At 69.5% G+C, this 20889-nt stretch carries 19 protein-coding genes and 2 pseudogenes; 14 read left to right on the top strand and 7 right to left on the bottom strand.

Annotation, left to right across the window (positions count from 1 at the left end):
• Positions 1–137: 137 nt before the first annotated feature.
• The 7 genes from argH (at position 138) to AC07EJ_RS29780 (ending at position 7368) form a co-directional block, all read left to right on the top strand.
• A complete protein-coding gene (gene argH / locus AC07EJ_RS29810; protein ID WP_389489931.1) occupies positions 138–1571 on the top strand; it encodes an argininosuccinate lyase in 1434 nt (477 codons plus the stop codon).
• An 80-nt stretch (positions 1572–1651) separates the two neighbouring features.
• Positions 1652–2566: an amino acid ABC transporter permease gene (locus tag AC07EJ_RS29805; RefSeq protein ID WP_389489933.1), complete on the top strand. Its 915-nt coding sequence runs from the start codon at positions 1652–1654 to the stop codon at positions 2564–2566.
• Positions 2566–3348 (top strand): amino acid ABC transporter ATP-binding protein, encoded by a 783-nt coding sequence (locus AC07EJ_RS29800; RefSeq protein WP_389489935.1) that lies wholly within the window; start codon positions 2566–2568, stop codon positions 3346–3348. Before AC07EJ_RS29805 ends, AC07EJ_RS29800 begins: the two co-directional genes overlap by 1 nt.
• 23 nt (positions 3349–3371) lie before the next feature.
• On the top strand, positions 3372–4244 hold the full coding sequence (locus tag AC07EJ_RS29795; RefSeq protein WP_389489937.1) for an ABC transporter substrate-binding protein: 873 nt from the start codon (positions 3372–3374) through the stop codon (positions 4242–4244).
• 3 nt (positions 4245–4247) lie between these two features.
• A complete protein-coding gene (locus tag AC07EJ_RS29790; protein WP_478885420.1) occupies positions 4248–5120 on the top strand; it encodes a polysaccharide deacetylase family protein in 873 nt (290 codons plus the stop codon).
• Positions 5117–6013 carry a polysaccharide deacetylase family protein gene (locus tag AC07EJ_RS29785; protein WP_389489941.1) on the top strand — a complete coding sequence of 299 codons (897 nt, stop codon included), beginning with the start codon at positions 5117–5119 and terminating at the stop codon, positions 6011–6013. Before AC07EJ_RS29790 ends, AC07EJ_RS29785 begins: the two co-directional genes overlap by 4 nt.
• Positions 6010–7368 carry an MmgE/PrpD family protein gene (locus AC07EJ_RS29780; RefSeq protein WP_478885419.1) on the top strand — a complete coding sequence of 453 codons (1359 nt, stop codon included), beginning with the start codon at positions 6010–6012 and terminating at the stop codon, positions 7366–7368. Before AC07EJ_RS29785 ends, AC07EJ_RS29780 begins: the two co-directional genes overlap by 4 nt.
• 336 nt (positions 7369–7704) lie before the next feature.
• Here the strand turns inward: AC07EJ_RS29780 and AC07EJ_RS29775 are convergent, their stop codons facing one another.
• Positions 7705–8427: a GntR family transcriptional regulator gene (locus tag AC07EJ_RS29775; protein WP_478885418.1), complete on the bottom strand. Its 723-nt coding sequence runs from the start codon at positions 8425–8427 to the stop codon at positions 7705–7707.
• On the opposite strand from AC07EJ_RS29775, the pseudogene AC07EJ_RS29770 reads away from it, so the two are divergent.
• From AC07EJ_RS29770 to AC07EJ_RS29760, 3 genes and pseudogenes are all read left to right on the top strand, one after another.
• Positions 8311–8611: pseudogene (locus AC07EJ_RS29770) on the top strand (integrase core domain-containing protein); the annotation flags it as partial. The gene AC07EJ_RS29775 and the pseudogene AC07EJ_RS29770 overlap by 117 nt on opposite strands.
• A complete protein-coding gene (locus tag AC07EJ_RS29765) occupies positions 8608–8907 on the top strand; it encodes a hypothetical protein (RefSeq protein ID WP_389489949.1) in 300 nt (99 codons plus the stop codon). The pseudogene AC07EJ_RS29770 and the gene AC07EJ_RS29765, both read left to right, overlap by 4 nt.
• Positions 8908–9098: 191 nt before the next feature.
• Entirely contained in the window at positions 9099–9833 is a 735-nt protein-coding gene (locus tag AC07EJ_RS29760) for a VOC family protein (RefSeq protein ID WP_478885417.1), read from the top strand.
• Between the two features lie 168 nt (positions 9834–10001).
• Here the strand turns inward: AC07EJ_RS29760 and AC07EJ_RS29755 are convergent, their stop codons facing one another.
• Positions 10002–11471 (bottom strand): purine-cytosine permease family protein, encoded by a 1470-nt coding sequence (locus AC07EJ_RS29755; protein WP_389489951.1) that lies wholly within the window; start codon positions 11469–11471, stop codon positions 10002–10004.
• A 1-nt stretch (position 11472) separates the two neighbouring features.
• Entirely contained in the window at positions 11473–12639 is a 1167-nt protein-coding gene (locus AC07EJ_RS29750; protein ID WP_389489954.1) for a serine hydrolase domain-containing protein, read from the bottom strand.
• Between the two features lie 83 nt (positions 12640–12722).
• Here AC07EJ_RS29750 and AC07EJ_RS29745 point away from each other — a divergent pair, with 83 nt between their 5' ends.
• The gene (locus tag AC07EJ_RS29745; protein ID WP_389489956.1) at positions 12723–13619 is read left to right on the top strand and encodes a LysR family transcriptional regulator; all 897 of its coding nucleotides are present in this window, start codon (positions 12723–12725) and stop codon (positions 13617–13619) included.
• A 102-nt stretch (positions 13620–13721) separates the two neighbouring features.
• Here the strand turns inward: AC07EJ_RS29745 and AC07EJ_RS29740 are convergent, their stop codons facing one another.
• Positions 13722–14840, bottom strand: coding sequence for a fatty acid desaturase family protein (locus AC07EJ_RS29740; protein WP_389489959.1), 1119 nt, complete (start codon positions 14838–14840; stop codon positions 13722–13724).
• Between the two features lie 7 nt (positions 14841–14847).
• Positions 14848–15909, bottom strand: a complete 1062-nt coding sequence (locus AC07EJ_RS29735) for a ferredoxin reductase (protein WP_478885416.1) — start codon at positions 15907–15909, stop codon at positions 14848–14850.
• Positions 15910–15996: 87 nt separating this feature from the next.
• Between AC07EJ_RS29735 and AC07EJ_RS29730 the strand changes: the two genes are divergently transcribed.
• Both AC07EJ_RS29730 and AC07EJ_RS29725 read left to right on the top strand, forming a co-directional pair.
• Positions 15997–17136 carry a PucR family transcriptional regulator gene (locus AC07EJ_RS29730; protein WP_389489964.1) on the top strand — a complete coding sequence of 380 codons (1140 nt, stop codon included), beginning with the start codon at positions 15997–15999 and terminating at the stop codon, positions 17134–17136.
• An 87-nt stretch (positions 17137–17223) separates the two neighbouring features.
• Positions 17224–17562, top strand: coding sequence for a thioredoxin family protein (locus tag AC07EJ_RS29725; protein ID WP_389489966.1), 339 nt, complete (start codon positions 17224–17226; stop codon positions 17560–17562).
• A gap of 145 nt (positions 17563–17707) precedes the next feature.
• Here AC07EJ_RS29725 and AC07EJ_RS29720 read toward each other — a convergent pair.
• Positions 17708–18791 (bottom strand): annotated as a pseudogene (locus tag AC07EJ_RS29720) (integrase core domain-containing protein).
• On the opposite strand from AC07EJ_RS29720, the gene AC07EJ_RS29715 reads away from it, so the two are divergent.
• Positions 18784–19206 carry an integrase core domain-containing protein gene (locus tag AC07EJ_RS29715; protein WP_393587229.1) on the top strand — a complete coding sequence of 141 codons (423 nt, stop codon included), beginning with the start codon at positions 18784–18786 and terminating at the stop codon, positions 19204–19206. The pseudogene AC07EJ_RS29720 and the gene AC07EJ_RS29715 overlap by 8 nt on opposite strands.
• Positions 19207–19823: 617 nt before the next feature.
• Here the strand turns inward: AC07EJ_RS29715 and AC07EJ_RS29710 are convergent.
• Positions 19824–20816 carry a helix-turn-helix domain-containing protein gene (locus AC07EJ_RS29710; RefSeq protein WP_478885415.1) on the bottom strand — a complete coding sequence of 331 codons (993 nt, stop codon included), beginning with the start codon at positions 20814–20816 and terminating at the stop codon, positions 19824–19826.
• Positions 20817–20889 lie beyond the last annotated feature (73 nt).

Genomic DNA, 20889 nt, shown 5'->3' with positions numbered 1-20889 from the left:
TGTCCGACAAGCGGGCAGTCCGACGAAGCGTGTCGGTGGTTCCTTCTGCCCACACCCCCTACAGCTCCTTCTCCATGTGATCAAAAAATCCTGGCCACGGCCGTCGAGCCGCCCCCTCACACCAGGGAGACCTGTTCATGACCGATACCGCTGCCACCACACGCCTGTGGGGCGGGCGCTTCCGCAGCGCTCCGGATGAAGCGCTGGCAACGCTGTCCCGCTCGGATCCCAGCTACTTCGCCATGGCGCCCTATGATCTCGCCGGTTCCCGCTCCCACGCCCGCGAGCTGCACCGGGCCGACCTCCTGGACGACGGCGAGCTGGCGATGCTGCTCGAGGCCATCGACGTACTCGACGGCGAGTACCGGCGCGGGGAGATCCAACCGAACCGTGAGGACGAGGACGTCCACACGTTCCTGGAGCGGGTGCTCAGCGAACGGCTCGGCGCGGTCGGCGGCAAACTGCGCGCCGGACGCTCCCGCAACGACCAGGCCGCCAACGATCTGCGGCTCTACCTGCGCGACCAGGTGCGCAGACTCGCCGAGGCCACGGCAGACCTGACGGACGCCCTGCTGACCCAGTCCCGGCACCACTGCGCAACCCCGGCCCCCGGTTTCACGCACCTGCAGCCCGCCCAGCCGATCACCTTCGGGCATCAACTCCTGGCGCACGCACATGCGTTGGGCCGTGACATCGACCGCCTGCGCGACTGGGACCGGCGCAGCGCGCGCTCTCCGCTGGGGGCCGCGGCCCTCGCGGGATCGGCCATCGCGCTCACCCCGGAGCACTCCGCGCGCGAGCTCGGATACGAGCGCACCTGCGCCAACTCCATCGATGCGGTGGCCAGTCGGGACCACGTCGCCGAGTTCCTCTTCGTCGGCTCCATGCTCGCTGTCGACGTGTCCCGGCTCGCCGAGGAGATCTGCCTCTGGGCAAGCCGCCAGTTCCGCTGGATCGCGCTCGACGACCGCTTCGCCACCGGGTCGTCGATCATGCCGCAGAAGAAGAACCCGGACATCGCCGAGCTGGCACGCGGCAAGGCCGCCCGCCTCACCGGAAATCTGACGAGCGTCCTCGGCGTGCTCAAGGGTCTCCCGCTCGCCTACAACAGGGACCTCGCCGAGGACAAGCGCGCTGCCTTCGACACCGTGGAGACGCTCCTCATGGTGTTGCCCGCGATGTCCGGGCTCGTGCGCACCTTCGTCGTCGACGAGACGGAGCTGCGCGCGCAGGCGACCGCCGGATTCACCCTCGCTACCGAGATCGCGGACTGGCTCGCGCGCCGCGGCGTCCCCTTCAGCGAGGCCCACGAGATCACCGGGGCCGTCGTGCAGCTCTGTGAGGAGCGCGGCGTCGACCTGGAGGACCTGAGCGACGAGGACTACGCGGGCGTCGACGCCCGGCTCACGCCCGAAGTGCGCTCCGTCCTCACGGTGGAAGCGGCCCTTGCCGCGCGCAGCGGACAGGGTGGCACCGCGCCCGCCCGAGTCGACGAGCAGATACGGGAGTTGGCGGAACTGGTCGCCGAACAGCGTGCGTGGGCCGCCGAGTACGCGGGCCCCCGCACATGAGCACAGACCGGTCCGTGCCTCCCACGCCTTCCCCTCCTGTTTGCCCACCGACCGGGACACCCGGAGAAGAGAGCCAGGACATGTCCGAAGCAGTAGCGGCGGGCTCCGAAGCCGTGGACACGAGCGAGCTCGTCGCGGTGCCGCGCACCCACTACGGCCGGTGGATCGGCGCCCTCGCGGTGGTGGCCCTCCTGTGCTGGCTGGGCTACGCCCTCGCCCACGCGGCGATCGACTGGGGCGTCGTCAAGGAGTACTTCACGATGGGCGTGCTCCTCAAGGGGCTCCTCATCAGCCTTGTCCTCACGGTCGTCGGCATGGTCATAGGCATTGTCCTGGGCGTCCTCGCCGCGGTGATGCGCCTGTCCCGCAACCCGGTCACCTCCGGCGTCGGCTGGCTGTACGTATGGGTGTTCCGAGGCACCCCGGTCTATCTGCAGCTGCTCGCCTGGTTCAACATCGGGCTTCTCTTCCCGTACGTCTCCGTGCCCGGCATCGGCGGCGCCCGCACCGTCGACCTGGTCACCCCGTTCGTCGCCGCCGCCATCGGTCTCGGCCTCAACCAGGGCGCGTACACCTCCGAAGTGGTGCGAGCTGGCATGCTCTCCATCGACGAGGGGCAGACCGAGGCGGCCCAGGCACTCGGCATGTCACGCCTGCGCACCCTGGGACAGATCGTGCTGCCGCAGGCGATGCGGGTGATCCTGCCGCCGATCGGCAACGAGACCATCGGCATGCTCAAGACGACCTCGCTCGCCTCGGCCATCGGTGTCAGCGAGATCCTCTCGGAGGCGCAGCACATCTACTTCGTCAACAACCGGATCATGGAACTGCTGATCGTGTGTGCCGTGTGGTATCTGGCCGCGGTCTCGGTCCTCTCGGTCGTCCAGTACTACCTGGAAAGGCACTTCGCCAAGGGCAGCAGCAGTCGCGCGCTGCCCGCGACGCCTCTGCAGCAGCTGCGCACGGCCCTGAACCAGAAGAAGGCGGTCTCGTGATGAGCGTCACCACGACCACCGAACGCGCCCTGGTGCGGGCCGAGTCGGTGCACAAGAGCTACGGCGACCTCCAGGTCCTCAGGGGCATCGACCTCGAGGTGCACCACGGTGAGGTGGTGTGCCTGCTCGGCCCTTCCGGCTCGGGCAAGAGCACCTTCCTGCGCTGCATCAACCATCTCGAGCAGGTCAACTCCGGGCGGATCTGGGTCGGCGACGAAGTCATCGGCTACCGGCAGCAGGGCAACAAGCTGCACGAGTTGAACGAGCGGGCCATCGCCCGGCAGCGCCGCCGTATCGGCATGGTCTTCCAGCGGTTCAACCTCTTCCCGCACATGACGGCCCTGGAGAACGTGATGGCGGCGCCCGTCGGCGTCAAGCGGGTGGCACGCGAGGCCGCCCGCGAACGCGCCGTCGCCCTGCTCGGCAAGGTCGGGCTCAAGGACAAGGCGGACGCCTACCCGCGCCAGCTCTCCGGCGGGCAGCAACAGCGGGTCGCCATCGCGCGCGCCCTCGCCATGGACCCCGACCTGATGCTCTTCGACGAGCCGACCTCCGCGCTCGACCCCGAACTGGTCGGTGAAGTCCTGGACGTCATGCAGGACTTGGCGCGCAGCGGCCTGACGATGATGGTCGTCACCCACGAGATCGCCTTCGCCCGCGAGGTCGCCGACCGGGTGGCGTTCATGGACGGCGGCAAGGTCCTGGAGATCGGCCCGCCGTCCGAGATCCTCGAGAACCCTCAGCACCCGCGCACCCAGTCGTTCCTGGCGCGCGTCCTGTGAGCCGCACGTCGGCAGGAGAAGTCATGTCCCGTCCGATCCGCGCGCTCGTGTCCGTCGCCGTCTGCCTCGGTGCGACGGCCGCCCTGACCGGCTGCGTCAGCACCACCCTACCCGCGTCCGCCAGCGGCAAGGGCGGCCTCCCGCCCTCCGTCGTCGACGGCAAGGAGCTCAAGGTCGGCCTGTCGCCTGACTTCCCGCCCATGGAGTACCGCGACGGGAAGACCAACCGCCTGGTGGGCGTCGACGTCGACCTGGCCCGGGCGCTCGGCGACGAACTCGGCCTCAAGGTCACGTTCGTGGAGCAGCGCTTCGACCAGCTGATGAACTCGGTCGCGACCTCCCGCGTCGACCTGGTGATGTCCGGTATCTCCGACACGGTGGAGCGTCAGGAGACCGTGGACTTCGTCGACTACTTCGACACGGTCGGCCGCCTCTACACCCTGCCCTCGCGGGCCGGCGACTTCCGCACCGCCGCAGACGTGTGCGGCCGCAAGCTGGCCGTCAGCAAGACCACCGACTACTACGGTCAGGCCCTCGCCTTCAACAAGAAGTACTGCACCGGCAAGGGGAAGCCGGCCGTGCAGATCCTGCCGACCGACTCCGGCGCCGCGGCCCGCCTCCAACTGGAGCAGAAGCGCGCGGACATCGCCATCCAGGGCGGCGAGAACCTGGCCTTCTTCGACCGCACCGAACCCGGCCGGTTCCGCGCGGTGCTCGACCCAATGCCCGCGAAACCGTTCGCCGCCGTGGTCAAGAAGGACGACAAACCCATGGCGGCGCTGGTGATGAAGGGGCTGCGCAAACTGCGGGCCGACGGAACGTACCAGCGCATACTCAAGAAGGCCGGCCTGTCCTACGGGTCAACCGCGCCGAAATACAACGGAGTTGATGGCTGACTCATGCACACCCCCGCCGACCCGCGCCCGCCGCGCTGGCCCTACGGGCGCCGCAGCGCGGTCGCCCTCGCCTTCGACCTGGACGGCCCCACAGGCGGAGCCATGCTCGACGGTTCCCTATGGGACCGGCCCGGCTACTTCGCCCTGGGCGGCTACGGCCCGCACCGGGCGCTGCCCCGCCTGCTCGACCTTCTCGACGACGCCGGTGTCCCCGCCACGTTCTTCACACCCGCCTGGGTGGTGGAGCACTGGCCGCAGGCTTGCCGTCAGATCGTCGAGCGCGGTCACGAGGTCGCCCACCACGGCTACCGCCACGAGTGCTACTACGACCTGACGGCCGACGAACAGGCGGACGTCATCACCCGCAGCCAGCGCGTGTTCCGCGACGTCCTGGGCACCGAGGCCACCGGCTTCCGCTCCCCGTCCGGCGACTGGCACCCCGAGACCCCGCGCATCCTGCGCGACCACGGGTTCCGCTATTCGAGCTCGATGCGCGGCGACGACCGCCCCTACCGGCACACCGTCGACGGCGTCACCACCGACCTGGTGGAGATCCCGGCACGCTGGGACCTCGACGACTATGCCTTCCTCGCCTACCACCGCAACCCCGACTACCCCAGCGGCCAGGACCGGATCGCCAGTTACGCGTTGACGCTCGACAACTGGAAGCGCGAGTTCGACGGATACCGCGCCGAAGGGCTCTGCCTGACCACTCTCTTCCACCCGAAGGTCTCGGGCAGGCCTGGCCGGCTGCTGATCCTGGAGGAACTGATCGCCCACACGCGGGCACACGACGACGTCTGGTTCGCGCGCTGTGACGACGTGGCCGAATGGTGGATCGAGAGCGGGCAGGGAGCGCAGGTGGCGGCCACATGAAGGACATCCGAGGCCGTTGGCCGAACGACGCCCGCGCCGCCGTCATGATCAGCGTCGACCACGACGCCGATCTCGCCATCCTCAGCGGCTCGCCCGCCACCGCGGACCGGGGCAAGACCCTGTCCGTCGGCAGGTACGGAACCGACCGCGGCATCGACCGGCTGCTCGGCCTCTTCGCCGAACTCGCCATCCCCACCACGTGGTTCGTACCTGGACGCAACGCCGAGAGGCACCCAGAGGCAGTGCGACGCATCGCCGCGGCCGGACACGAACTCGCCTGTCACGGCGATACGCACGAAGACTTCCAGGACCTGACGCTCGACGAACAGACCCGCGCCGCCCGCGACGGAGCGGACCGGCTCCGCCAGGTGACCGGCTCGAACGTGCGCGGATTCCGCACCCCGGCGGGGGAGTGGAAGCCGGGTCTCGGCAGTCGGCTCACCGGATTCGGCATCGACTGGTCCTCGTCGTCACCCGGCGACGATCTGCCCTACCTCCACCCCGGCACGCACGGCGTCGTCGAGATCCCGGTCCAGTACGAACTCGAGGATCACCAGTACTTCTTCTTCAACCTCGAACCGCCCTTCCCGACGGGGCAGTCGCGCATCGCGTCGTACGCACACGTCCTCGGCAACTGGACCCAGGAGTTCACCGCGTACCACCGCTTCGGGCTCTGCTACGTGCTGCGCCTGCACCCCGAGGTGACGGGCACGCCGGGCAGGATCGGACTCGTCCGGGAGCTCATCACCCACATCCAAGGCCACCCGGACGTCTGGCTCGCGACCGGATCGCAGATCGCCGACCGGTGGCGGGCGCAGCACCCGGCCAACGACCCAGGACACCCCGCCGACCTGTTCGCACGGCTGACGGCGGAGCGGGAGGGCGCCGCATGACCGCCGCGCCGTTGGACCATCTCGCGGACCTGATTGCCGACACCACGTACGACGATCTGCCGGACGCCGTCATGCGCAAGGCAACCGTTCACCTCCTGGACACGCTGGGCGCCGGGCTCGCCGGGGCGCACAGCGAGGAGACCCGGATCGCGCTGTCGGTGCTCGGCGACGAGAGGGGCGACTGCCCGGTGTGGGGGACGGGAGAGCGGCTCACCCCCAGAGCGGCCGCTCTGGTGAACGGCATCTCCAGCCACGCCTACGAGGTCGACGACACCGGCGGCTGCGACCACTCGGGCGCGGTCGTCGTACCCGCCGCGCTCGCGGCTGCCGACGCCAGTACCTCCCCGGTGAGCGGCGCCCGCCTGCTCACCGCGATCGTCCTCGGCTACGACGTGGGCCGCCGGATGCTCGAAGCACTCGGCGGCTACGAGGCGCACAACGGGGCCGGCTGGCACTCCACCGGAACCTGCGGTCCCTTCGGCGCGGCAGCCGCCGCGGCACACGTCCTCGGCCTCCCCGCCCGAGAGGCGCAGGCGGCCCTCGGCCTGGCCTCCAGCGGCAGCGCGGGACTGTGGGCCTTCGTCCACGACGGAGCCATGGCCAAACGCCTGCACGCGGGCCGCGCCGCCGAGAGCGGTCTGCTCGCGGCACGCCTCGCGGCAGCCGGGATGAAGGGCCCTTCGGCCCTGCTCGACGACACCTGGGGCGGTCTGCTCTCCACTTACGCCGGCCGGGATGCCGAACCAGCCGCGCTAACCAAGGAGTTGGGCCGCAACTGGAAGATCATGCGCAGTTCTCTCAAGCCATACGCCTCGTGCCGCGGCACCCACTCGTCCGTCGACGCGCTGTTCGCGATCATGGCCGAGCAGCGGCTGGCCGCGGCGGACATCGCCTCCGTCCACGTGCGCCTCAGCCCGTTCCTGCACGGCATGTGCGGGGGCCGGTCGACCGCGACGCTCGCCGCGGCGCAGCTGAGCCTTCCCTACGCGGTGGCCGCCGTACTCGCCCATGGGCATGCGGGACTCGACGCGTACGCGCAGGAGCGCAGGACTGGGTCTGAGCTGCGCGCCGCCATGGAGCGGATCGCACTCGAGGTCGACGAGGAGATGCCGGCCACCGAGGAACCGGTCGTCACCGTGACCGGTACCGGCGGGGGATGCTGGGCGCGACGGATCACCCAGGCCAGCGGCTCGCCGGGGAACCCGCTCACCGAACCGGCCGTCCGGGAGAAGTTTCGTGCACTGGCCGGGCGGGTCCTCGCACCGGAACGGACACGGGTGCTGGAGGACGCCGCGTTCGGCCTGGCCGCGACGGGCGATGTGCGCGAGCTCGCAGGGCTGTTGGCAAGCGCGTAACGGCGAGCGAATCAGGCGCGGCTCGGGTTGCGGGCACCGCTGAGTCGGTCTCGTCGGTGCCAGGAGTGTGTCGACTGCGCCACGCGATGGTCGATGCCGCTCGATCCTGCTCGGATCCGGATCCCGACCGGGCCGGCTTCACCGCCGCTACTGCCACCGCCCAGGCCACGGTGATCCGGGCTACGGGGATCGTCGACCAGCATCGCCCCGCCCCGTCGGCGACCGGTCAAGGTCCGCGCCGACAAGGCGTACTTCCCCGCCGAACACTTCGTCCGGCTCCGCTCACGAGAACTCCTCGGTCGCCTTGATCGCGACATGGCGTGCCGGCCTATGGCGTCAGTCGCCGTCGCGATCCGCCAAAATCCCCTGTACCCGGGCTGCATTGGTTGCGATGTGATGCCTGGCCTCGCGCTGTGCCCGCCCCGCGTCCCCCGTGCGGATCGCGGCCATCAGTGGTTCGTGTTCGGCGACCACCTTGCTGGGGTTCTCGCTCTCGCGTTCGTGTGCGGACAGGGCCATGAGGTAGAAGCGCAGCTCACGGGTGAGCGTTGCGTAGAAGGAGTCGATGCGGCTGTTGTCGAGGGTCGCGACGATCGACGCGTGGAAGGCGAGGTCCGCGGCGACGGTGTCCGCGCGCTCTCGTGTGCCGGCGGCCGCGACGAAGTCAGCGAACGCCCGCTCCACCGTGGCGAGCTGACCATCTGTCAAGGGTGTCGCCAGTGCCGCCGACTCGAGGTGTTTGCGCGCGGTGTAGAGCTCGTCGGCCGTCGCGGGTGTGGGGGAGAAGGTCACGGCGCCGCGGTTGCCGTCGAAGCGGACCAGGCCGCCGTGTTCGAGTAGGCGCACCGCCTCGCGGACCGTGTTGCGGGCGATGCCGAGCTCGGCGGCGATCGCGCTCTCTCGCAGCCGGTCACCGGGGCGGAACGCGCCCGCGAGGATCCGCTCGAGGTCGTGCTCAGCGGCGTCCGGATGCCGCGAATGAACACCATCATGGCGAGGTGGGTGCAGACCTGTCGGCGCGAACTCCTGGACCGCACCTTGGTCTGGGGCCAGCGTCATCTCCTGCACGCCCTACGGGAGTTCGTTCTACAACGGCCACCGGCCTCGCGAGGGCATCGCCAACGCCCGTCCGCTCCGGCCGCTGCCTGTCCCGCTCGCTGACCCGGAGCAGATAGCCCACCTCGACATACGGAAATGCCAACGCCTCGGCGGCATCCTCCACGAATACGAACATGCCACGTGACCTGCGCGGACGGGGTTCTCGGCAAGCGCAGGCCGGCCTCCGCGTTTCGGCTGGGACTGAGCGGCGTGTCGGCGGGCGATGGCGTTGCGGTGCCATCGAAGTACCGTGTCTGGCCTCACCAGCAGGCGCATCTGACGCAGCACCTCTCGTGGCAGGTCATGGAGGAGCGACGCCAGGAACGCGCGGTCGCTCGCGTGGAACCGAAGTTGCTGCCCGTTCAGCTGCCGTTCGAGAACGCCGATCTGGTGGCGCAAGGCCAGGATCTCGGCATCTTTCTCACGATCGCTCATCGGTAGCAGTCGCAGCATCGCGAACGCGTTCGTCACACCCAGGTACGCCAGTCTCAGAAGCACGACTGATCATCATGCCTCGCCCACCACCGCCAAGCGATAGCTGCGACTTGAGCAGCCTCAGCCAGCGCCGCGACCCGCTCCCACGTGCATGGATGAGGTATTCGGCAAGGGCAACGCCCTGCTGGGTCGATCTGATGGCCTCTGATCAGCAGGCGGCGCTCGACTTCTACCGGGACCTGTTCGGCTGTCAGGGCGAGATCGGCCCGCCCGAGTTCGGCGGGTACGCGATGTGCACGCTGAACGGCAAGCCGGTGGCCGGGATCATGAAGGCCCAGCCGATGAACGAAGGGGACCCCACCCCGCCCACGGTGTGGACCACCTACTTGGCCAGCGTTGACGCGGACGCCACCCAGGCCGTGATCACCGCGGCCGGCGGCACGGTGATGTTCCCGGTGATGGACGTGGGCACGGTCGGCCGGATGTGCGTCGCGGCCGACCCGACAGGGGCCGTCTTCGGCGTCTGGCAGCCCGTCGACTTCTACGGTGCCCAGGTGGTCAACGAGCCCGGCGCGCTCACCTGGAACGAGCTGCACACCTCGGACATCCCTGCCGCCTCGGCCTTCTACCAGAGGGCGCTCGGCCTCGGCTCCGCCCCGATGGAGGGCGCCGGCATGGCGGACTACCACTCGATGAACGTGGGCGGCCGCCCCGTCGGCGGCATGACCACCATGGAGGGCACGCCGCCCGGGGTGCCCCCGCACTGGCTCACCTACTTCGCGGTGGACGACACCGACAGCGTGGTGGACGCGCTGGTGAAGGCCGAGGGCAACGTGCTCGTCCCGCCGTTCGACTTCGTCGCGGGCCGGATGGCCGTCGTCCAGGACCCGCAGGGCGTCGTCTTTGCGGTGATCAAGCCCGTCCCGATGTGACGCTTCTAGGGAGACGGCGCTGATCGCGGTCGGCGCATGACGCGCGAAGGGCCGCACGGGCCAGGTGAGTTGTGACGCTTGCCGGGGCCCGTGCTGGGTCCGTGCGGCCTGTTCCATGTCCTGCACGACGGTGACGCCGGTGAGGCGGGACAGTTCCCCGACCGACGCTCAGTCGACCGGAAGCGGCGCGTCCGAGCCGGGTGCAGATGCTCGCGCGCCGACGGGTCGCGCGACCTCTGCGGTGCGCCGCGTACAGGCCAGGTACAGCACCGTCGCCACCAGCAGGCCGACGATCCAGGAGATGTCGGCGCCGCCCAGGTGGGCCACCATCGGCCCGGTGTAGAGGGTGCTGCTGATGAAGGGGATCTGCGCCGCGACGGCGGCCAGGTAGACAAGGACGGCCGGCCAGTTCACCAGTCCGTACGCGCCCCGGGGCCGGAAGAGTTCGCCGACGTCGTAGTGGCCGCGCCGTACGACGTAGTAGTCGGTGAGGTTGATGGCGGTCCACGGCACCAGCAGGTACAGCAGGAACAATGTGATGTTCTCGACGGTGCTCAGGATGTGGCCGCTCGCCATCAGCGTGGCCGCGATCGTGAGTGCCGCGCTCACCACGATGAAGACGGCGCGCACCAGCGGCGTCGCCGAGCCGTGGCCCTTGGCCGAGAAGGCACTGATCGCGGTGAGGTACATGCCGTAGTAGCCGTACACGCCGGCCGGGACGATGCCGATGACGATGGCGAGCAGGATGGCCGAACTCAGCCCCGGGATCTGCTGGCCGAGCATGCCGATGGTGTCGTCGCCCACCGCCTTGGCGCTGATCGTGGCGGCGAACGCGCCGAGGATCATCACCCAGGAGGAGCCGAGTGCCGAGCCGGCGTAGGTCCACAGGAACGTGGTCCGCGACGGGGTGTCCTCGGGAAGGTAGCGGGAGTAGTCCGAGACGTACGGCGCCCAGGTCAGCTGCCACGAGACGAAGATCGAGATGACGAGCAGGACGGTGCCGAACGACGGGGTCGGGCTGCTCGGCAGGTGGTCCGGCAAGTGACCGGCCAGCGCGAACGTGAGGGCGAGGAACAGCAACCCCGAGACCACGCTGACCACCCGGGTCGACAGGTGGATGACCTTGTACCCGACGATGGCGATGACCGCCGGGACCGCGCCCTGGATGATCACCGACCAGGTGAACGAGATGTGGGCCCAGTTCGCGAACGCCTGCCCGGTGATGACGCCGCCCTCGATACCGAATCCGAGGTACATGCACAGGACGATCACGACCGGCAGCAGCGTGCCGAGGAATCCGAACTGCGCACGGCTCTGGATCATCTGGGGCACGCCCAGACGGGGACCCTGGATCGAGTGGTAGGCCATGAACACGGCACCGGCGAGGTTGCCGATCAGGATGGTGGCGACGGCCCAGGGAAGATCGAGTCCGAGGGTGACCGCCAGGACGCCGGTGACGAACCCGGTGATCTGCACGTTGCTGGAGAACCAGACCGTGAACAGGTGCCACGGCTTGCCGTGGCGCTCCTCCGGCGGGACGTAGTCGATCGAGTGCTGCTCGATCGATGCGCCGTGTGATCTCTTGCGGTCCGTCCCAACCGTCTCGCCCATCTCACCCATCACACCCATCTCGTCCATCTCATGCCTCCTGCGGGATCAGGGCGGCGGCACGGGCGATGGCGCCCAGCGCGTCCAGGTGAGCGGGGGTGTCGGCGACCGGCTGGTCGGTGGCGGAGAACTTCGCGATGACGACGTCGGTCCGCGGGTCGAGCCAGAGGTACTGGCCGAAGATGCCGACGCCGTAGAAGGACCCGTGGTCGTCGCCCGGGATCCACCACTGGTTCTTGTAGGTGCCGCCCGCCGCCGCGTCGGACTCGGCCGTGGTCGCGAAGTCCCCTCCGCGGCGCGTCCGCGCGATCCAGTCAGCCGGCACCACCGGTGTGCCCTCGCGCCACCCGTCGTCGAGAATCAGGCGCCCGAATCGCGCGAGATCGCGCAGGCGCATCCCCATCCCGGCACACGCGTACGGCGTTCCGTTGTCGTCGACCGTGACGAAGGCGTCGTCCTCGGCGCCGATCCACGACCAGAGATGACGCCGCATCAGCTCGCCGTAGCCCGCGCCGCCGGCGCGTTCGAGCACCCACGCGAGGACGTCGGTGGTCCCCGAGCAGTACTGGAAGCCGGCGCCGTGCCGGCCGGCGCCGCGCAACCCGGCCAGGAACGTCCGGGTGCCGACCACGTCCCCGGGCCGCCGCGTCCGCCATCCGGCGGCGCGGTCGCCCGCGTGGACTTCGGCGGTGGGCTCCAGGTACGACATGTCGTAGTGCGGCGCCGCGGTCATGTCGAGCAGCTGTCCCACGGTGGCGCCGGCGTAGGAACCCGCCGCCAGTTCAGGGACGTACGTCGGGACCCTCGCCTCGATGTCGAGGAGGCCGGCGGCGGCCAGCACCCCGGCCAGCATGCCGGCGAAGGACTTCGATATGGACATCACGATGTGGCGGGACGCGGCGGTGAACTCACCGAAGTAGCGCTCTGCGAGGACCGTGTCGCCGCGCAGTACGAGGATGCCGTCGGTGTGCGTGCGGGTGAGGAACTCCTCCGCACCGACCGGCGCCCCGTCAGGGCCCGGCAGGGTCAGCAGGTCCCAGTTCAGGGGCTCGCGCGCGGGCTCCAGTACGCGTACCGGAGCCTCACCGCGAGCGATGGGCGCGCAGGGGACCACGTCCTCGACCCGGTGCAGGCCGAGCCGGTGGTGGGGCGGGGTGAGCCAGTTGCCGGACGAGACGTCGCAGGAGGTCATGGTCATGGGGGAAATGGTGATCCCGGCCGGCTACGCCTGTCCAAGACCTAACCACTACCCACGACCATGCCGTTTCGGCATGATGAGGCATGGAACTCCGCCACCTGCGCTGCTTTCTGACCGTCGCGCGACTCGGTACCGTCACGGCCGCCGCCGAGCACCTGCACATCGCCCAGCCCGCGGTGTCCCGCCAGATCCAGCGCCTCGAGCGCGACCTCGGCGTCACGCTCTTCCGCCGCAACGGGCACCGGCTGTCCCTCACCGACGCGGGCCGCCACACGCTCGACGTGGCGCACGACCTGCTCACCCGGGCCGACCGGCTGACGACGGTCGCCGGTCAGCTGGCCGACGGACAGCTGACCCGGATCACCTGCGTGGCCGCCCCCACCACGCTGGACTATGTCCTCGCCCCGTTCGTCGCCACCCTTGGCGACGACGACCCGTTCATCGCCGTCGTCTCGGTCCTCGGCGACGAGGTGCACGAGGCGGTCGCCGCCGGGCACGACTTCGGCATCGCCGCGAACGTGCCCCCCGCGGGCGGCCTCGCCTGGCAGCACCTCACCCGCGTACCGCTCCACGCCTACGTCCCCCCGGGCCACCCCTGGGCCCGCGACACCGGCGTCACCCTTGACGAGCTGATGGAGCAGCCCCTCCTCCTCCCGGGCCCGACGGACCCGACGCGCACCGTTCTCGACGCGGCCGTCACCGCGGCCCGGCTCCGGTACCGACGCCACACCGAGGTCCCGTGGGAGCAGATGCGCCACGCCCTGGCAGCGGGGCGGCGTGGCGTCGCGATCGGGACCGAGCTGCCGCGCTTCGGCACCCGTCCCGTGCTCGTCCTCGACCTCGACGGCGCCCCCGTCCAGCTCCCCATCCACGCGTGCTGGAGCCCCGACCACTACGCGGCCGCCGCGCTCGAACAATTGGCCACGCGACTCGGCACCTTCGCCGAGCAGGTCGTCCGCCCTGAGGCCGAGGCGATCTGAGGCTGAAGCGGTCTGAGGCGCGGGGCCGGGGCCGGCGTGGGTTTCCGGGCGAACCCGGCGGTGCCGCCGGTACGGCCGAAAGATCTGAACCGATACCGGGAATCAGGCCGCGACGAGCTCCTGCTCGCGGTCCGGCGTCTTGACCTTGGGCTTCTTGTTCGGCAGCGAGAGCCGGAAGACCTTGTGCCACGCGGAGAACACCTGCTTGGGCAGCGGCCCGGTGACGTACTCCAGCTCGTACTTTTCGAACAGCGCGCGCACCTTCACCGCGACCTCGGCGTACCGGTTGCTCGGCAGGTCCGGGAACAGGTGGTGCTCGATCTGGTGCGACAGGTTGCCAGTCATGAAGTGCATGGCCCTGCTGCCGCTGATGTTCGCCGAGCCCATCATCTGGCGCAGGTACCACTGGCCGCGCGTCTCGCCCTTGATCGACCGGCGCTCGAAGACCTGTACGCCCTCGGGGAAGTGCCCGCACATGATCACCGAGTGGGACCAGACGTTGCGGACCAGGTTCGCGGTGAACGTGGCGGCGAGCGTGGGGAGGAACGACGGGCCCGAAAGCAGCGGGTGGATCACGTAGTCCTTGAGCACCTGCTTGCGGATCTTGCGGCCCACGGCTTTGGCCCGCGCGCGGAACTCCGGATTTTTGCGGCGGCGCTTGTGCAGGTTCTTGCCGAGCTCCAGGTCGTACGCGGCGATGCCGTACTCGAAGAAGCAGGCGTTGATGAAGTTCCACAGCGGCTGGCCGAGGTGGAACGGGTGCCACCTCTGGTCCTCGTCGACGCGCATGATGCCGTAGCCGAGGTCGTTGTCCTTGCCGATCACGTTGGTGTATGTGTGGTGCAGCTCGTTGTGCGAGTGCTTCCACTGCGCGGACGGCGAGACGTGATCCCACTCCCAGGTGGTGGAGTGGATCTTCGGGTCTCGCATCCAGTCCCACTGGCCGTGCAGGATGTTGTGGCCGATCTCCATGTTGTCCATGATCTTCGCCACGGACAGGCCGGCGGTGCCGAGCAGCCACGCGGGCGGGAAGATCGAGAACAGCAGCACGCCCCGGCTGACCAGCTCGAGCTTGCGCTGCGCCGAGATGACCTTGCGGATATAGGCGGCGTCCTTCTCGCCGCGGCCGGCGATCACGTCGTCGCGGATCGCGTCCAGCTCGCGGCCGAGCTCCTCGATCTGCTCCGCGGTCAGGTGGGCGGTGGGGTCGATGGCGGTCAAGGTGGTCCTACCGTTCGATGTCGCAGGGGCCCGCCGCGGCGGACACACAGGTCTGGATGAGGACGCCCGGCTCGGCCTCGGTGATCTCGCCGGTACGCAGGTCGCGGACGGCGCCCGCCTTGAGCGGCGTGACGCAGCCGAAGCAGATGCCCATGCGGCACCCGGAGGGCATGAGCACGCCGGCCTCCTCGCCGATGTCCAGCAACGGCGTAGCGCCGTCCGCGTCGACGGTCTTGCCGGTGGCGCTGAACGTGACCTCGCCGCCGCCGCCGCCGCCGGCGACGACGATGCCGGGGCGGAAGCGTTCGGTGTGCAGGCGCTCGTGGACGCCATGCTCGGTCCAGTGCATTTCGGCGGCGTCGAGCAGGCCCGCGGGCCCGCAAGCCCAGGTCTCGCGCTCGGCCCAGTCGGGCACGAGTTCGTCGAGACGGACGATGTCGAGCATGCCGTCTGTGTCGGTGTGGACCTCGGTGAGCCGCAGCTTCTTGTCCGCGACCAGGTCGTGCAGTTCGCCCCGGAAGATCACGTCTTGCGGCTGTGGCGCGCAGTGGACCATGACGACGTCGTCGAACTCGGTGTCGCGCAGCATGCCCATCACGGGCGTGATGCCGCTGCCGGCCGTCAGATAGAGCACCTTGGCGGGCTTGGCCCGCGGCAGCACGAAGTCACCGGTCGGCTGGTCGAGCTGGATCAGCGTGCCCGGTGCCGCCCTGCGGACCAGGTGGTTGCTGACCTTGCCGTCCGGGATCGCCTTCACGGTGATCGTGACGCGGCCGTCCTGGCGATGTGTAGGCGAGGTGATGGAGTAGGCACGCCACAGGCGCACCCCGTCGACGTCGACCCCGATCCGCACGTACTGACCGGCTGTGTGGCCGCGCCAGCCCCGGCCCGGCCTGATCACGATGGTCGCGGCGTCACCTGTCTCGGGGTGCACGGCCTCGATGCGCCCACGCAGGTCGGCGCCCGCACGCAGCGGGCTGACCAGGTCGAGGTAGTCCGACGGCAGCAGCGGCGTCGTGACCATCTCCAGCAGTTTCCACGCCCTGCTGCGGAGGGCTGTACTCGTCATGGCTCCAGCTTGGTGCGCCGCAAGGCGTAAAGTCCTGACCGCAGGACGTAAATCTGGCTGGCTGAATTGTTCGCAGGGAACAAAAACGTGAACCATGCAATCCGGAGGGCCAGCGAACTGGCCCTGGACGAGACGACGGTCACCGCACTTCGGGCCGCGCTGAAGACCACCGCCGACGAGATCGTCCAGGCGATCATCGACGAGGTCCCTCCCTACGCCAACGCCCTTTCGGGCCGCATGGGCGCCACCATCCGCCGAGCAGTCCGCACCGCCCTGGGGCACTATCTGGACCTCGCGAGCGGGAACGCCACAGGCGGCGACGGCGGTGATGCGGCCTACGAGCTGGGCCGCGGCGAGGTGCGCGACGGCCGTTCGATGGACGCCCTGCTCAGCGCCTACCGCGTCGGCGCCCGCGTGGCCTGGCGATGCCTGGCAGCGGGTGCCGTCCCCGCAGGTCTGCCCGCCGCCGAGGTCGCCAAGTTCGCCGAACTGACCTTCGCCTACATCGACGAACTCTCCGCCGCGAGCGCCGCGGGCCACGCCGACGAACTGGCCGCCCGGGGCAGGGCCCACGAGCGCCACCTGGAACACCTGACCCGCGACCTCCTCGCCGGCGCGAGCCCGGACGTGCTGCTGGCCTCTGCTCAACGGGCCGGGTGGCAGCCTCCGGTTTCGCTGACCGCGGTCCTGCTGCCCGCCGCCCAGGCCCGGCCTGCCTACCGCGCGCTCGACCCGAGCACTCTCGTCCTCGACGATCTGCCGGACGCCACCGGTGTGCTGCTCGTCCCCGATGCCGACCGATCACATCTCTTGCGGCAGCTGACCGACCGCACCGCCGTGACCGGCCCGGCCCGGCCATGGACTCGTGCGTCCGCCTCGTACGCACGAGCCGTACGCGCGCGCTCCCTCTCCTCTGATATTCGCGACACCGAGGACCACCTGCCCGAGCTGGTGCTGAGCGCCGACGTGGACGCGTTCGCAGACCTGCGTGCCCGAGCCCTCGCACCGTTGCGGACCTTGCCTGTCGCGACCGCACGGCGGCTGGAGGAGACGCTGCGGGAGTGGCTGCTGCACCAGGGCAGGCGGGACGAGGTGGCGGCGGCGTTGTTCGTCCATCCCCAGACAGTCCGGTACCGGATGTCGCAGCTGCGGGAGCTGTTTCCGGATCTCGCATCGCCACACCGGGTTCTTGAACTGACGCTGGCGGTCGGACTTCGGGACGGCTGACGCGTACGTCGACCGTCCGGGCCTGCCTGGCACACCGCGCGAGGGATGATGAGGATGGCATGACGGAACGTGAGGTCAGGAGTTTCCATGGCGAAGCGGGTTCACCGACCCCGTGAGGACGCGGAGTTCAATTTCATCCTCGGGATGAGCGGAGTTCCGGTCCTCGCGTACTTCACCGGGACATGGCCCAAGGTGATCGAGCCCTGCCGGGTGATGGACCTCGTCGTGGGTGGCATCGCCGACGACTACGCGGGCCGCCTGACGGCCGTCCGCGCCGACATCACACGTTGTCCGGCCGCGACCGAGCGATACGGGATCACCGGAGCCCCGTCCTACGTCCTGCTGAAGGAGGGAGAGGCGGTGGCGCACGGCACGGGGCCTATGACCGCCGCCGAGATGCGGAAGTTCCTGGACGGCCACCTCTGAGCGGCCGCTGCGGCACGTGGCCGCGACGCCCGTCACGTCTCGTCCATGGGAGCTGCGCCGCCTGAGACACCTTGGGGCTGAGCCACCCCCACAGGTCACACAACGTCGTCCAGGCCTGTGGGGCTCGAAAAGCCATCGCTGCTGCTCAGCCCGCATATCGGTACTCGTTGATGGTGCCGCCGAGGATACGGGTTCGGAGGAGTCTGCGGTCTTCGAGGTTGTGGACGGGGGTGGTCGGCTCGGTGGCCTCGGGAGGTCGCTGGTGCCGAGCACGGTGTGGCCGATGTGTGTTGTAGTGCCGGGCGAACTCAGCCAGTACCCGTGTGGCGTGGGCCTCGTTCAGGATCAGGACGTGGTCGAGGGCTTCGCGACGGATGGTGCCGATAACTCGCTCGCAGTGCGCGTTCATCCGCGGCGCCCGGGGTGCGCTGAGCAGCACCTCGGCCTCCTCCGCTGCGAAGACGGCATCAAAGGCCGCGGTGTACTTCGCATCCCGATCGCGCAACAGGAACCGCGGTGACCGATCGCGCTCGCCGAGGCTGACGGTGGTGTTGCGGGCCTGCTGCACCACCCACCCGGCCGCAGGGTGCGCGGTCGCCCCGGTCACGTGCAGTCTGCGGGTGCCGTGCTCCAGGAACGCCATGGCGTACAGACGCTTCCCCAGCACGGTCCAGATGGAAGAAGTCCGCGGCCACGATGCCGTCGGCCTGCGCGATCAGGAAATCGCGCCAGGTCGGGCCGGTGCGGCGTGGGGCCGGGCCGAGGCCAGAGGCGTTGAGGACCTTCCACACGGTGGAGGAGGCAATGGGGTGCCCGAGCCGGGCGAGTTCTCCTTGAATTCTCCGGTGCCCCCACCGCGGGTTCTCGTGTGCCAGTTGCAGCACCAGGCGCTTGAGGGTGGCCGTGGTGGGCGGGCGACCGGTGCGTGCGCGCCGCGCGCTGTAGTCCCACTTCGCAGCGATCAGCTGGCGATTCCAGGCCGGCAGCGTGCCTGGGGTGACCGGGAAGACCCGGCTCCAGCGGTGACGGGGTATCAGGGAGGACAGCGCCGCAAACCACAGCCGGTCGGAGGGTTCGTAGCGAACCTGGGTCTTCAACTGCCGCCGTAGCACCGTGTTCTCGTGCCGCAGCACCAGCACCTCCGCGTCCTTCTCTGTGTCATGGCGCAGCAGCACGCCGGGGACGGACAGCAGCCTGCGGGCCACCTTGTACAGCAGCGAGATGATCACCGGGTCATCCTGCCAGCCGCGGCCGATTACGGCTCCGACGTGCAGCGACGACTTTACGAGCCCCACAGGGAAGTTCTCCGACTCGTTCGACGCTGTCCTGGGCGGCGCGGGCGTGCAGGTCCTGCTTTCCCCGCCACGATCGCCGAAGGCGAACGCGTTCGCGGAGCGCTGGGTGGGCAGCGTCCGTCGCGAGTGCACCGATCGGATGGTCATCCTCAACGAGCGGCACCTGCGGACCGTGCTGGACACCTATGCAGATCACTACAACCGGCATCGGCCCCACCAGTCCCTCCAGCAACGACCTCCCCAGGCCGTAGAGGCAGGAGAGCTGGTCCCGGTTATCCCGCTGGCCGATCGCATCCGTCGTACTCGGCATCTCGGCGGCCTGATCAATGAGTACCAGCAGTCCGCGTGACCGCGACGCCCGCCAGAGCCGAGGCGCGACGTACCTGATCAGCTACGCGAACCCGGGTTTTCACGCGGGACAGGGTTCTCGCGTACCAGGCGCAGGACCGATCGTCGGATGGAGCGGGCGGTGGGCGGCCGTCCGGGCTGTCTCGGGCGGGAGGCGTTCGCGTGATGCCGCTTGGCCGGGTCGCGGTGCCAGCGCAGCATGGTGTCTGGGCGGACCAGCAGGCGCAGTGTGCAGCACTGTGCGGGGCAGCGGGGCCAGGAGGGCTGCGAGGAAGGCGCGGTCTCCGGGGGAGAACGTTGGCTTCCGCGGGCCGAGTTGCCACTTGAGGACGCCGAGCTGGTGTCGAAGCGCCAAGATCTCAACGTCCTTCTCCCGGTGGCTCGTCGGTAGCAGGCGTAGCGCTGCGAAGGTGTTGGTAACGGCTAGGTAGGCAAGGCACAGCATCACGGGGGCTGTCATGGCGCGGTCGCTGACGCCGGCTGGGAGCGGGTGATCTGGGCGGATGAGTTATCGGCAGGCGCACGGCCGACAGCCAGGGCGTGGCCGGCCGGTCCCGGTCAGGCCGATAGCGGATGCGGCTGTGTTTCCAGCCGCCCCCTAACCGGCCTGACGCCTGCTCAGTGTGGCGCCACCCACCCGTGTCGAATGGCATAGCCGCCGAGCTGCATCCGGGTCCGGACTCCGGCTATGTCCATGAGGCGGCGTAGTCGTCGGTGCAGCGTGCGCGGTGACAGTCCGAGTTGTGTCGCGGCGGTTGGATCGGTGAGGCCCGCCAGCAGTAGTGCGAGGATTCTCCGGTCGAGGTCGGTCGGGCCTTCCGCACCGAGCTCGACGGTGGTTTCGGCTTCTCCGCCGGAGTCCGACAGTTCGAGCGGGTGGGCGGTGCGCCATACCGTCTCGAACAGCGCGTCCAGAGCATCCAACAGGCCGCTGCGGTGCAGCATCACGGCACCGGGCTCTCCGGCCGGTGTGACCGCGAGGGGGACAAGGCCGAGGTCGGCGTCGGCCAGTACGAGTTTCATCGGCAACTGGTCGGCGACACGCAGTTCCACGCCGTTGCGCAGTGAATCGATCGCATCGGTGATGATGCCAGGCTCTGCCAGCACGGCCCGGTCCAGTACCGCTCTGAAGTGCACGCCGCGGCCGATGGCCACGGGTTCGGCCGTGTTCTCGTCGGGCGGCACGGCGAGGAACGGTGCGGTGATGAAGCTGCGGACCTGTGTGCGGGCTGCCTGCTGCACCTGGAGGAAGCGATGTCGGATGGCGTCGACGCCGGTGACGACTTCGATCAGATCGTTGATGCTGCTTCCGGTCATCGCCGCCCGGTGTTCCTCGGCGAAGGTCACCAGCGCCTGCTCGGCCATCCGCAGCCCGTCTCGGCGCTGGCTGATGAGAGCGCCGAGCGCCATGGCCGGCGGCGCGGCGGTGAACTGCTCATCCGCCGACCTGATCACCAGTCCCCACTCGACCAGACGGGACAAGGCCCTGTTGAGGTCGGCTCGCGATACGACGAGCAGATCCGACAGCAGCGTGGCGGTGGAGTCGGGCCGTCCGAGCAGTGCCCGGTAGACGTGCTCTTCATCGGGGTCGAGACCCAGAACATCCAGCATCGGCGACCGACTCTCTTTCGCTTGCCGCAGCGGGGAGAGTATGCGCCATGGTGGCAGGCCCTGAATAGTTCCT

This window comes from Streptomyces sp. NPDC045026 (assembly GCF_056432625.1).
The sequence above is the reverse complement of the archived record's forward strand: the minus strand, read 5'-3'. Positions and strand labels throughout refer to the sequence as shown.